At 45.7% G+C, this 13895-nt stretch carries 8 protein-coding genes, 1 tRNA gene and 1 pseudogene; 8 read left to right on the top strand and 2 right to left on the bottom strand.

Annotated elements, in window-relative coordinates; genetic code table 11:
• Nucleotides 1–64 precede the first annotated feature (64 nt).
• The 3 genes from CEW91_RS06400 (at nt 65) to CEW91_RS06390 (ending at nt 6559) form a co-directional block, all read left to right on the top strand.
• Nucleotides 65–4912, top strand: a complete 4848-nt coding sequence (locus CEW91_RS06400; protein WP_088768191.1) for an NAD-glutamate dehydrogenase — start codon at nt 65–67, stop codon at nt 4910–4912.
• Complete coding sequence (pyrD, locus tag CEW91_RS06395) at nt 4912–5916, top strand: quinone-dependent dihydroorotate dehydrogenase (protein ID WP_088768190.1); 1005 nt, start codon at nt 4912–4914, stop codon at nt 5914–5916. Before CEW91_RS06400 ends, pyrD begins: the two co-directional genes overlap by 1 nt.
• 88 nt (nt 5917–6004) lie before the next feature.
• The gene (locus CEW91_RS06390) at nt 6005–6559 is read left to right on the top strand and encodes a cell division protein ZapC domain-containing protein (RefSeq protein WP_088768189.1); all 555 of its coding nucleotides are present in this window, start codon (nt 6005–6007) and stop codon (nt 6557–6559) included.
• An 81-nt stretch (nt 6560–6640) separates the two neighbouring features.
• Here the strand turns inward: CEW91_RS06390 and CEW91_RS06385 are convergent.
• Nucleotides 6641–6717: transfer RNA gene (locus CEW91_RS06385), tRNA-Met, on the bottom strand.
• A gap of 191 nt (nt 6718–6908) precedes the next feature.
• Here CEW91_RS06385 and rlmKL point away from each other — a divergent pair.
• The 5 genes and pseudogenes from rlmKL to rmf all read left to right on the top strand — a co-directional run bounded on the left by rlmKL (nt 6909) and on the right by rmf (nt 13283).
• A pseudogene (gene rlmKL, locus CEW91_RS06380) lies at nt 6909–9025 on the top strand (bifunctional 23S rRNA (guanine(2069)-N(7))-methyltransferase RlmK/23S rRNA (guanine(2445)-N(2))-methyltransferase RlmL).
• Nucleotides 9025–9264, top strand: a complete 240-nt coding sequence (locus tag CEW91_RS06375) for a glutaredoxin family protein (protein WP_088768188.1) — start codon at nt 9025–9027, stop codon at nt 9262–9264. Before rlmKL ends, CEW91_RS06375 begins: the two are co-directional and overlap by 1 nt.
• A complete protein-coding gene (uup, locus tag CEW91_RS06370; protein WP_088768187.1) occupies nt 9261–11213 on the top strand; it encodes an ATP-binding cassette ATPase Uup in 1953 nt (650 codons plus the stop codon). Before CEW91_RS06375 ends, uup begins: the two co-directional genes overlap by 4 nt.
• 14 nt (nt 11214–11227) lie before the next feature.
• Nucleotides 11228–12937: a DUF3466 family protein gene (locus CEW91_RS06365; protein WP_088768186.1), complete on the top strand. Its 1710-nt coding sequence runs from the start codon at nt 11228–11230 to the stop codon at nt 12935–12937.
• A gap of 169 nt (nt 12938–13106) precedes the next feature.
• Nucleotides 13107–13283, top strand: a complete 177-nt coding sequence (rmf, locus tag CEW91_RS06360; protein WP_053953642.1) for a ribosome modulation factor — start codon at nt 13107–13109, stop codon at nt 13281–13283.
• 80 nt (nt 13284–13363) lie between these two features.
• Here rmf and fabA read toward each other — a convergent pair whose 3' ends face one another.
• Nucleotides 13364–13876, bottom strand: coding sequence for a 3-hydroxyacyl-[acyl-carrier-protein] dehydratase FabA (gene fabA, locus CEW91_RS06355; RefSeq protein WP_198400858.1), 513 nt, complete (start codon nt 13874–13876; stop codon nt 13364–13366).
• Between the last annotated feature and the right edge of the window lie 19 nt (nt 13877–13895).

The following is a 13895-nucleotide window of genomic DNA, read 5'->3' as shown; positions in this document are numbered from 1 at the left end:
TGGCCGCGGGCCGCATTTGGCTTGCCTGCGACGTTTCACCAACAACCTCAAGGACTCTGTAATTATGTCGTTGGTCGATAGTCAATCTCCGGTTTTACTGGAAAAAGTCGTTGAATTGATAAATAAGAAAGTTCCAGCTCCTCAGGCGCATTTAGTTGCAGATTTTGCCAAACGGTTATACCGAAATATAGCGAGTGATGATTTAACCAATCGTCACGACAGCGATATGTACGGTGCTGTCTTAGGACTTTGGCATAGCTTTAACGAATATACTCCGGGCGATAAAGCACTCATAAAAGTTTATAACCCAGATGTACCGAACGACGGTTGGGAATCGCCGCATACTATCGTCGAAATTATCCAAAGCGATATGCCATTTATGGTGGACTCAGTTCGCATGGCGTTATCGCGTCTGGGCATAACATCACACTTGTTGTTGCATATGCCGATTAGCCACAAGCGCGACAAGAGTCATCAAGTTACAGAGTTACAGAAGCCGGGCACACGTAGTAACGATAACTACGTTGATACCGTATTTTTAATCGAAATTGACCGTCAAACCAGCAAAGACGAAATTAAAACACTGAAAAAAGAGCTGGTTTCTGTCATGGAAGAAATTAGCCTTGCGGTGGAAGATTGGAAGCTCATGCGTGAGCGTTTACAGGATGTCGCTAAAGAGCTCGATAACGATTTCTACCCAGGCGATAATGTCTACAAAAATGAAGCGAAAAAGTTTTTAAAATGGCTAGCTGACGACAACTTCACATTAACCGGTTACCGTAAATACGAGCTCAGCCCGGTAAAAGGCGACTATGAGCTAAAACAAATTAAAGATTCCAGTCTTGGCTTAATGAAAAATTCGGTCAGTGATAAAGGTCGCTTAGTGTCGTCACTGCCGGAAGATGCTCGTGAAATCATCCAGAATGATCGATTGTTACTGCTGACGAAGACGAATTCTAAATCAAGAGTTCACCGCCCAGCGTACTCTGACTATATTGGCATTAAACGTTTCAATGAAAAGGGCGAGGTTATTGGCGAGCACCGTTTTATCGGGCTTTACTCTGCCAGCTTCTACAATAATAGTACCTCCGATATTCCCCTGGTCAGTGAAAAAATCTCGCGCGTGTTGGAAATGTCAGGTTTTGCGCCACAGTCTCATGCGGCTAAAGCGTTACTGAATATTTTGGAAACCTATCCACGTGACGAGATAGTACAGGCTGAGGAAGACGACTTATTAGAGGTCGGACTTGGTGTGCTGCAAATGCAAGAGCGTGATATGACGCGAGTGTTCTTGCGTCGCGATATCTTTGGTCGTTTTATGTCGTGCATGGTGTACGTACCTAAAGAACGCTATAACACTTTACTGCGTGAGCGTACGCAAAGCATTTTAGCAAGAACATTCAAAACGGAATACGATGTTGATTTTACAACGTATTTTTCCGAGTCATCGCTGGCAAGAACCCACTATACGGTTCGCTTAAGCGATAGTCATCAGATGATTAACGTGAAAGATTTGGAGCAAAACTTGATTGAAGCAGCACGCACCTGGGAAGATAACTTCGAAAGAATTCTGCAGTCAACGTATGGTGAAGCTCAGGCGACACGACTCAATAAGCGTTATTCTTCCGCGTTCCCACGCGCTTACAAAGAAGATGTTCTGCCATCGGTGGCCATTTCAGATATTAAGCAGCTTGAGTCGCTAGACGACGATCACAAGCTGGGTATGGTGCTGTACCGAGCTCAGGAAGAAAAAGATGACAGCAAACATCTGCATTTAAAGCTATTCCATAAAGACGAACCGATTCATCTATCTGACGTGCTGCCAATGCTTGAGAACTTTGGCTTGCGTGTCATTGGCGAAAGCCCGTATCAAATAAAAGCAGCTGACGGCAATGTATTTTGGGTGCTGGATTTCCAAATGCTTCATACGGCTGGTTCACTTGATTTAGAAGAAAGTCGCGAAACCTTCCAGAATGCTTTTGCCAAAGTATGGGACGGGCAGCTTGAAGACGACGGCTTCAACCGTTTAGTGCTAGGGGCCGGGATGAATGGCCGCCAAGCGACCATTTTACGTATGCTGGCTAAGTACATGCGTCAAATTGGTACCACTTTCAGCCAAAGCTACATTGAAAGTACGTTCAGCAAATACCCGTTACTGGCTAAATTGGTTGTAAAAATGTTCTACACCAAGTTTGAGCCTGGCACAAAAGACGTTGATAAAAAGCTTGAGGCGTTGCATACGCGTATCAACACTGAGCTGGATAACGTTGCTAACTTAGATGATGACCGTATTATTCGTCGTTACGTCGAGTTAATTGACGCGGCGCTTAGAACAAACTTTTTCCAAAGTGATGAAGGTGGCAAAGACAAACCTTATATCTCACTGAAGTTTTTACCGGAAATGGTACCGGAAATGCCGTTACCATTACCGAAGTTTGAAATTTTTGTTTACTCACCGCGTGTTGAAGGTGTTCACTTACGTGGTGGTAAGGTAGCCCGTGGTGGCCTACGTTGGTCCGACAGACGTGAAGACTTCCGTACTGAAATTTTAGGCTTGGTCAAAGCCCAGCAAGTGAAGAACACCGTTATAGTTCCGGTCGGAGCAAAGGGTGGCTTTATTTGTAAGGCGCTACCGGAAGACCGTGAAGGATTCATGGCAGAAGGGCAGGCGTGCTACAAAACTTTCATTCGCGCATTGCTGGATATTACTGACAACATTGTTGAAGGCGAAATTATTCCGCCTAAAGATGTTGTGCGTCATGACGAAGACGATCCGTATTTAGTTGTTGCAGCCGATAAAGGAACCGCGACATTCTCTGATATCGCGAACGGCATTTCTGCTGAGTATAACTTCTGGCTGGGTGATGCGTTTGCCTCTGGTGGCTCAGTCGGTTATGACCACAAGAAGATGGGGATTACCGCACGCGGTGCCTGGGAATCCGTTAAACGTCATTTCCGTGAAATGGGCATTGACTGCCAAACCACAGACTTTACGTGTGTTGCGGTCGGCGATATGGGTGGTGATGTATTTGGTAACGGTATGCTGTTGTCGAAGCACACACGCTTGCAAGCAGCGTTTAACCATATGCATATTTTCATTGACCCTGAACCAGATGCAGCCAGCTCATGGAAAGAGCGAGATCGCCTTTTCAAAATGCCACGCTCAAGCTGGGATGATTACAACAGAGAGTTAATTTCAAAAGGCGGCGGGGTTTTCTCGCGGAGCGCGAAAGCCATCGAGCTGACACCTGAAATTAAAAAGATGATTGGCACCAACAAGAAGTCCATGACACCGAACGAGCTGATCAAAGCTTGCTTGACGATGGAGGTCGATCTTATCTGGAACGGCGGTATTGGTACTTACGTCAAAGGTAAAGCAGAAACCGATACTGACGTCGGCGACCGTGCTAACGACGCACTACGTGTGAATGGTCGCGAACTCAAAGCAAAAGTTGTGGGTGAGGGCGGTAACCTTGGCCTTACCCAACTAGGTCGTATTGAATTTGCACAAAAAGGTGGACGCATTAATACCGACTTTGTCGATAATGTCGGTGGCGTCGACTGCTCGGATAACGAAGTTAACATTAAGATTTTGCTGAACGGTCTGGTCAACAGTGGCGACCTAACACAGAAGCAGCGTGACAAGTTACTGTATGACATGACTGAAGAAGTCGCTGAGATTGTTCTGGATGACTGTAATCGCCAAACACAGTCGTTATCTGTCACTGCGCTGCGTGGCGCTGATCAAGTTAAAGAGTTGCAACGCTTTATCCACCAGCTGGAACGTGACGGTGCACTTAACCGCCAGCTAGAGTTCTTACCGGATGATGATGAGCTTGCTGAACGTCAGGCGTCGAACCAGGGCTTAACTCGTCCAGAGCTTTCAGTGTTGACCGCTTACGGTAAAATGGTACTGAAAGAGCAGTTGATCACTGACGAGATCACTGAAGATCCTTACCACGCGCGTGAGCTGTTTGATTCGTTCCCGGAACCACTGCGTGAGCGCTTCGCTGAAGCAATGACATCGCATCCGCTGAAAGGGCAGATCATTGCAACCAAGCTGGCCAACAACATTGTTAATGACATGGGGCCAAACTTTGTATTCCGTAAGCAGGAGGCGACAGGTGCTAGTGTTGCAGAAGTTGCCTCAGCTTATGTCGTTGCACGTGAGTGTTTTAAAGTTGAAGAGCTAACCGATAAAATTGAAGCGCTTAACAACAAAGTCCCAGCGGAAATTCAGAACGATGTTCTATTCCAACTACGCCGTATGGTACGCCGCGCAACTCGTTGGTTCCTGCGTCATCGCAACCCAACGTTAAATGGTATCCAGGAACATTTAGATTTCTACATGGGCGCGTTTGATGACCTTCGTAAAAACTGTCTGAAGTACATGATTGAAGACGAAGCGAAAGTTATTGAAGAGACCATTGAGAAATACAAAGAGCATGGCTTCCCGGCTGAACTCGCTAAGCACGTAGCTAGCTTGAGTACGATATTCTCGGCAATGGACTTAGCTGAAGTGGCAAATGATAGTGGACAAAACCTGAAGACGGTTGGAACGCTGTATTTCCGCTTAGGCGCAGAACTGAACTTGCACTGGTTCTTAACGCAAATTAATAACCAGCCTGTTGCTAATCACTGGCAAGCATTGGCGCGTGCCGCTTTCCGCGAAGAGTTGGATTGGCAGCAACGCTCGCTAACGCAGGTCGTACTAAAAGCAACGTCTAATACGAAAGATCCAGAGAATATGATAAGCGAATGGGTCGAGAAGAACGAAACCTTGCTGTACCGTTGGCAGCAAATGCTTTCAGACTTCAAAACCACTAAGAGTCACGAGTTTGCTAAGTTCTCAGTCGCGTTACGCGAACTGATGCTGCTTAGTCATAACTGTGCACCAAAAGTGTCCAGCTGATGTACGGAGTCATTCGTTCCTGGCTGTTTCGCCAAGATGCCGAGCGCACGCATGAGTTTGCGCTCGGTGTTTTAAAGCGTTGGCACAACACTCCGTTGTCATTACTTTGGAAACAAAGTGTTCCAGAGAAGCCCCGCGAGGTAATGGGTATTCGCTTTCCCAACCCAGTTGGTTTAGCTGCCGGGTTGGACAAAAATGGCGAATGCATTGACGCTTTCGGCCAAATGGGCTTTGGTTTTGTTGAAATAGGGACTATTACGCCGGTGGCACAGCCGGGTAATGAAAAGCCGCGCTTATTCCGATTGGTAGATGACGAAGCAATTATTAATCGAATGGGTTTCAATAACGAAGGCGTCGATAAGCTGTTAGAGAATGTTAAAGCGACGTCTTATAAAGGCGTGCTTGGCATTAACATCGGCAAAAACAAAGTCACCCCTGAAGAAGAAGCTATTAACGATTATCTCATTTGTCTCGAAAAAGTTTATCCATACGCTGATTATGTCACCATTAATATTTCATCGCCGAACACGCCTGGGTTACGAAACTTACAACATGGCAGTGCGTTGGATGACTTGCTGACGACATTGAAAAACTCTCAGTCAGAGCTGCATAAAAAGCACGGTTGTTATGTGCCATTGGTGGTAAAAATCGCGCCTGACTTAACAGGCGAAGAGATTTCAGTAATGGCAAAGTCGCTGCTTAATACCAATATTGATGGTGTGATCGCCACGAACACCACGCTGTCTCGTGATCATTTAACCGACTCACAAGCGTCTGAAGCCGGTGGCCTTAGTGGGCGTCCGTTGCAAGATAAGAGTTCCGATGTTATTCGACAACTGCACAGTGAGTTACAGGGTAAAATGCCCATTATTGGGGTAGGGGGTATCAATAGTGCCGCTGCTGCTAAAGAGAAGTTAGCTGCCGGAGCAAGTTTAGTTCAGGTGTATACTGGGTTTATTTATCACGGCCCCAAACTTATTAAAGACATTGTTAACGGCTTGTAATAGATACTTGAGTCTAGTATCTTTAGCCATATATCATTATTCGCATTCGAATCATTTCGCTCATATTAGAAGAATAAAGGGCAACAGCGTGGAATCACAACCGCATTGGTTATGGCTATACAATCAAGAGTCTGGTGAGCTTTTTGTGAAGCTTTCGGAAGACGATTCTCGTCAGATTGCTTATAAAGCCAGTCAACTGGTCAATATCCACTTTGAAAATTCAGAGTTAGATATTGAAGATGCGAGTGTGTTCCAATCAACTACCGAGTTATTAGAAGCTTATCCTAGCGACAAGCTCCCCTGTGCTATTGATAATGCAGCATTGCATGCAATGGCATGGAATCGCTTTGGTCGCCCTCAAATGCCACAAAGTTGGCACTTTCAAAAGTCAGACATAAGCGAATGGCCGGAAGAGCGTCGTTTATGTGAGCTCAACTCCGGGTTCGATCAAGGCTTGTTTATGATTATAGATGCGGATGATGAGTTTGCGTCCTGTGTCTTGCTTGACGAGTTTATGCAGTTGTCTGCCATTAAGACCATGCGCCAATTTCAAGTAATAAAAGTGACCTTAAATCGGTTACTACCTGCCACTATTGACTTAGCAATGTCATCACAGTCGTCCTGGGGACAACGCTTAGCATAAGGCTATTGCTTTAAACTTCAGAGATTCTTTTTGGAAGTGTGTTCGGAAGATTACTTAGGGATATTATCTTAAAAAGGAAATTGGTTGCGGGGGCAGGATTTGAACCTACGACCTTCGGGTTATGAGCCCGACGAGCTACCAGACTGCTCCACCCCGCGTCCGATGAGGCGAATACTATACCTGTCCTCCCCTTAGCGCAAGCCTTATTTTACTTAACCGCCTACTATTCAGCCAAATTCAAGTTAAGTGCTTATTAATTGCTCATTTAAGGTTATTTCCCGGGTTATTAAAGACAGCCAAGTGGCTCTCCGTTATAATTGCGGTTTACTGAATGAACAAGTCGGAATTTATGCATCGTTTTTTTATCGCCTGTGCCAAAGGGCTCGAAGAGCTACTTCATGAAGAATTACAGGCTTACGAATTACCTTATTTAAAACAAACAGTTGCGGGCTGCTATATTGATGCTTCTTTAGAGCTGGCCTACCGCATTGTGATGTGGTCGCGATTAGCCAGCCGTATGTTGCTGCAGTTAGGCGAGCACGAACCCAGCAGCCTGGACGATATAAAACTGACATTGACTCAGTTTAACTGGCAGCGAGTTTTTAGTAATAACGATACTTTTATTATCGACTTCTCCGGTAGTAATGACGATATTCGTCACACTCAGTTTGGTGCGCAGCTGGTTAAGGACTGTATTGTTGATCACTTCCGCAATAAGGGGCTTGCACGACCGAATATAGAAAAAGAGCAACCCGATATTCGTATTGCCGTCCGTCTGCACAAAGGAAAGCTCGTATGGTCGTTAGACTTTTCCGGTGACGGCATGCACAAGCGAGGTTATCGAACCGAGCAGGGCGCCGCGCCGTTACGAGAAACGTTGGCCGCAGCAATTCTTATTCGATCGGGTATAAAAACCGAGTTAGAAAAATCCCGACCTGCTATCTTTGATCCTTTTTGTGGCTCAGGCACTTTGCTTATTGAAGCGGCAATGATGGCCTGTGATCATGCGCCGGGTTTAGCTCGGGGCATTGGGGCTTTTTACGTTGGAAGGAGCATGATACCGCTGCATGGCACAGCGTGCTAGGTGAGGCCGAAGAGCGTTTTAAATTAGGAAAAGCGGCTTTCAATGGCATCATTAAAGGGTCTGACAACAGCGGACGAATGGTCTCAATTGCCCGCAGTAACGCCAGTCGTGTGCTACTTAACGACGTTATTGAGTGGGAAGAACGTGATGCAACAGACCTGGAAGCGCCCGCCGAGTCGGGTCTACTGGTGACTAACCCGCCTTACGGTGAGCGCTTGGGTGAGGTTGTTGAAACCCTGTTGCTTTACCAGCGTTTTGGCAAAACATTAAAAGAAAACTTCCAAAACTGGCATTTATCGATACTGGCTGGTGACGAACAGTTATTAAAACGCTTACGACTCAGAAGTCATAAGAAATATTCACTGTTAAACGGTGCAATTCCGGTTACTCTAGCGCTTTACGACTTAACAATAGAGCAGCCAGACTTTACGGAAAGTAAAAGTAACGATTTATTAAACAGGCTTAAAAAGAATTACTCAAAACTACGAAAGTGGGCAGAAAAAGAAGGGCTGGATTGTTGGCGAGTCTACGACGCTGATATGCCTGAGTACAATGCGGCTATTGATATCTACGGCGATTACTTAGTGGTTCAAGAGTATGCGGCGCCAAAAACTGTTCCTGACGGGGTCGCAAATGATCGTCTGTGGTTCATGCTTGAGACATTGAGCGAAGCCTTACCATTTGATGAAAGCAATATTGTGTTGAAGCGCCGCCAACGTCAGAGCGGTCGCCAACAATATGAGAAACGCTCTCAGGAAAGTAAAATACTGACCGTTCATGAATACGGTGCACGCTTCGAGGTGAACTTGACCGATTACCTGGACACCGGTTTGTTTATGGATCACCGGTTGGTGCGCAAAGAGCTTTTAGAAAAGTGCAATGAGCTCGATGTCTTAAACCTGTTTGCTTATACCTGCACAGCATCGGTTCAGGCCGCCAGAAGCGGTGCGAAACGAGTCGTTTCGGTCGACATGTCAAACACTTACCTTAAATGGGGTGAACGCAACTTCGAACTCAACAATTTGCGTGGTGATTATGACTTTATTCAAGCTGACTGCTTTAGCTGGATGCGAGAGCAAAGAGGGAAGCAAGCATTTGATGTGATCTTCCTGGATCCTCCAACGTTCAGTAATTCCAAGCGAATGAACGGTACTCTGGATATACAACGTGACCACGTTGGTCTTATAAAAACCGCGGCAAACTTGCTGCATGACGATGGCGTTATTTTGTTTTCCAATAACCGTAAGAAATTCAAAATTGACGTTGAAGACCTGGAAAAAGCCGGCTTTGAAGTCAACGATCAGACGCAGGCGTCTATACCTGAAGACTTCAAGCGTCATAAAGGCATACATCATTATTTTATTATTTCACGAGCGCACTAATGTCGGCAGTTTACCTATTAACTAAGCCCAATTGCCCATTATGCACACAGGCATTGCAAATGCTGCATCAGTTGGTATTAGAGGAACCAGTAGAGCTTGGGGTCGTCGATATTTCGGAACAAGACGACTTACAGGAAGAATATGGTTGGCTTGTGCCGGTGTTCGTAAAAGCCAGCGATGATAGTGAGCTTCGTTGGCCGTTCGATGAAAAGCAATTATTGGAGTTTATTGAGCAATGAGTTTATTGCGAGTTCAGGATGCTCATTTAGCCTTTGGTGCGGACGCTATTCTGGATGGCGTTGATTTTACGGTAGAAGCGGGTGAGCGTATTTGCTTGGTCGGTCGTAATGGCGCCGGGAAGTCGACGTTATTGAAGGCCATTGATGGTGAAGTCTTACTTGATGCGGGCAGCGTGCAAACAATAGGCGACACGAAAGTCGCCCGCTTACCGCAGGATCCCCCGGCTCAATCGACACAAACTATTTATGATTATGTTGCTGAGGGACTCGCCGACACCGGAAGGCTTTTGTCCGAATATCATAGGCTTTCAGAGCAACTGGCAGACGGAAGTAGCAATGATAAAACACTGCAAGACTTAGAGCGTGTTCAAACGGCGCTGGATGCTTGTAATGGGTGGCAAATGGCCACGCGCATAGAGCAAACTCTCACGCGTTTACAACTGCCCGCTGATGACACTATGGCATCCTTGTCTGGTGGTTGGTTACGGCGTATTGCACTGGCACGTGCGCTTGTGGTTGATCCCGATTTATTATTACTGGATGAGCCAACCAACCACTTGGATATTGATATGGTTCGTTGGCTTGAAGAGCAAATAGTCGCTTTTAAAGGTGCCGTACTGTTTATCAGTCACGACCGTGCTTTTATAAGACGCTTGGCGACTCGAATCATTGACTTAGATCGGGGCTTATTGACGAGCTACTCTGGTAATTACGACAATTACCTGGTTAAGAAAAATGAAGCGTTAGAAGTAGAAGCTGCTCAAAATGCGGAGTTTGATAAAAAGCTGGCGGAAGAAGAGGCTTGGATACGACAAGGTATTAAGGCACGTCGAACTCGTAATGAAGGGCGTGTGCGCGCTTTGCAGGATTTACGCAAGCAAAGACAACAACGCCGCGAGCTTCAGGGAAAAGCCAATTTATCCGTTAACGAGTCACAACGTTCTGGTAAGAAGGTCTTTGAAGGCGAGAATATGTCCTTGTCTTTCGACGACAAGCAAATTATCAACGATCTTGATTTGCTGCTGATGCGTGGTGACAAAGTCGCGCTGGTTGGTCCCAATGGCTGCGGAAAAAGTACTTTAATAAAAGTGATTTTGGGAGACCTGCCAGTTGATTCAGGTGTTGTGCGTTTAGGAACCAACCTGGAGGTTGCTTACTTTGACCAACACCGGGCGCAGCTCGACCCGGGTCAGTCGGTTATGGACAACGTGGGTGACGGCAAACAAGACATTGAGTTTCAGGGGCGTCCGCGACATATCTTAAGTTACTTGCAGGACTTTCTATTCACGCCGAAGCAGGCACGCACACCGGTCAGTGCGTTGTCTGGTGGTGAGCGCAACCGAGCTCTTCTGGCAAAAATACTGCTAAAGCCAAGCAACATTTTGGTACTCGATGAGCCCACCAACGATTTGGACATCGAAACACTCGAACTGTTAGAGCAGATAATTGCTAATTACGAGGGGACGGTTCTTCTGGTGAGTCACGACCGTGAGTTCGTTGATAATACCGCCACAAGTGTTCTTTACTTTGAAGGCGATGGCGTCATTACTGAGATTTTTGGTGGTTTTACCGAACTTGAACACTATTTAAAAAATAAAGCACCTTCTGGCTCCACAAATTCTTCCGCTTCAAGGGGAACCAAAGCACCAGTAAAAGAGTCTGAGTCCAACAAAAATAAAGAAGCGGACAAACAAACGTCTTCCAACGGTTCAGCCAAGCCACGTAAAAAGTTATCCTATAAGCTGCAGCGTGAGCTAGACGAGTTACCAAAAGTGATTGCTGAAAAAGAAGCGCGTCTGGAAGAATTACAAGAATTAATTAATGAAGCTGGGTTTTTCGAACAACCGCTAGAGAAAACGGAGCCTGTCATGAATGAAATTACAGAGCTGGAAGAGCAGCTGATGCAGGATCTTGAGCGTTGGGAAGAACTCGAAAACTTATCAGAATAGAGTCGTTATTAATAATGAAAAAATTTACAACAAAAGCTGTTACTGCCGCTATTTTGTCATCGCTATCACTGTCAGCTGCTGCTGATTTGTATCAGGTAGAAGAAGTACCGACAGCCGATAACTTCCGTCATAGCTTTCCTCGGGATATTAACGCGCAAAACTTTGTGGTGGGTATTTCGCGCTTGCCAGAAACTGCTGAGATAGATTTTGAACGATTAGGTATTGAAGATCCTGAATCTTTGACAGATGAGGAAATAGTTAACCTAATTCAAAGTTTGGCGAATGAGAGTACTTCAACTGCTCAGCAACAACGCATTGGGCTTAACCAGGCCTTCTACTTTGATACAACGACTCAAGCGGTAGAACCAATCCCTCCAGCAGGCGAACAATGGGAGGACAGTACGGACAGCTTCTTCTACGGCATAAATAACGCTAACTCAGCTGTTGGTTATAGTACTGCTCCTTATGAATTAATTGAGTATACCTACACTGACAGTAACGACGCAGAGCAAACCGTAGAGTACTTCGTTTCTGATTTTATTACCCGCGGCGTCTGGTTCAATAATGGTGAGATCACGCAGGTTACAGCGCCTGAAACGGAGTACCTTGGCGGTGAAACTGCATTAATGGATATTAACGACTCTGGTCTCGCAGCGGGTTATGCAAGTGTTGCCGTCAGCCCATTTGCGCAGGAGCGAATTGCGGAGTGTACACCTGAAGACGAAGAAGCCATTGTGACAAAGCCCGTACAGGTTTGTGCTTGGGAAACATGGTTTTCTTTGAAAAACAGTACCGCAAACAATATCGAGCCGTTCACGTACAGTTTTTACGCAAGAAGAAGCAGTGGCTCTTTTGGAGCTAACCGCTCTATTTACGATGTTCGTGGCTTTTTATGGCAGTTAGATGCCAGCGGTAACGTTATCGGAGAACCACAAGAGCTCGGTACTCTAATGCCTCGTGAAGACGATGATGAGAATGACTTTTCAAGCTATGCATATACCGTAAACAATAATGGTATCGCTGGCGGCCAGAGCTGGACATATCACCCAGACTTAGGCGCAATAAAAATGCCGGCTATTTTTATTGAAGGTGATGCGTTACCAGTGACAGATGATACTAAGTATCGCTGGGGCTCAGTTAATGACGTTAACGATAATAACGTTGCGACAGGCTACCTGGCCGAGATTATCTCGTCCAAGCTTAGGACAACAGGATTTATCTACAGCATTGATAACGAAGAGTTGACAACATTACCAGGGTTCTTCACCGGCTCATCCACCGTGGCGAATGCCATCAATTCTGATGGTATTGTCGTGGGAACCGGAGAAATTGAAGCAACCTTAGCTGCACGTGACAGAGCTGGCTTTATGTTTGACACCACGGAAGAGGGTGCCGAGTTTATCAACTTAAATAATACGATAAGCTGCGACGCCCCCTATAATATTATTGAAGCAAACAGTATTAATGACAGCGGTGTCATTGTTGCAACCGCTCTAAAAGCTGAAGAGTACACGGACAGTGACGGCGAAACACAAACTCGCGACGTGGTTGTTACTGTTAAGCTTGATCCATCGGCTGCAGACGGTGAGTTAAATGACTGTACTCAAAAAGAAAACCGAGTCGAAAGACAGGGGGCCAGTTTAGGCTTTGGGTCTCTGCTTGGCTTTATCAGCTTAGGTGCACTTATTTCTGTATTTCGTCGTAAATCGAAAACTAATAGCTAAACGTTCTATATAAAAAAGTGGCACAGTTTCAATTCGTTAAAAAATGTCAACTGAGACTCTGCCACTTTTACAATTGAACTCTCCCCAAATAAGTCTATCAATAGTAAAGAGGCATTAACAAAAAGCCTCTTGAAAAGAACAACTGTGAACAACAGGCGAGGATAGATTTATGAAAAGACAAAAACGCGATCGCTTTGAAAGAGCTCACACTCAGGGCTTTAAAGCTGGTTTACATGGGCGCTCAAAAGATAACTGTCCTTATCAAACTCAAGACGAGTTTAGATCTCATTGGTTAGGCGGCTGGAGAGACGCCATGGAAGCAAGGAATACCGGCTTGTTTCGCTAATTTGTCATTCCTTTAAAAGGAGAAAACGCCGATAGTAAAATAGCTATCGGCGTTTTTGTTTTCAGCAAGCTGTCGCGCTATTAAAAAGTAGAGGTATCCGTAAACAGCCCAACTTTTAAGTCTTTAGCAGTATAAATCTCACGACCATCGACTTCGACACGGCCGTCGCCAACCCCCATGAACAACTTGCGTTTTATGACGCGTTTCATATCGATGTAATAACTGACTTTCTTATGCTCAGGCAGAATTTGCCCCGTAAACTTCACTTCGCCAACGCCTAATGCACGACCGCGACCCGGGCCGCCTGACCATGCCAGATGAAAGCCCAGCAATTGCCACATTGCGTCTAAGCCGAGGCAGCCAGGCATTACCGGGTCTCCGATAAAGTGACACTGGAAAAACCAAAGATCAGGGTTAATGTCTAATTCTGCGTGAATATAGCCTTTACCATGGGCACCGCCGTCTTCGTTAATTTCAATGATTCTATCCATCATTAACATATCAGGGGCGGGCAGTTTGCTGTTACCAGGGCCAAACATTTCGCCACGGCTACATGCGAGTAGGTCCTCGCGGGTAAAACTCGACTGTTTCATAAACACCTTAAATAATTGA

This window comes from Idiomarina piscisalsi (assembly GCF_002211765.1).
In the GTDB taxonomy this organism is placed as follows: Bacteria; Pseudomonadota; Gammaproteobacteria; order Enterobacterales; family Alteromonadaceae; genus Idiomarina; species Idiomarina piscisalsi_A.
This window is presented reverse-complemented; position numbering and strand designations above follow the sequence as displayed.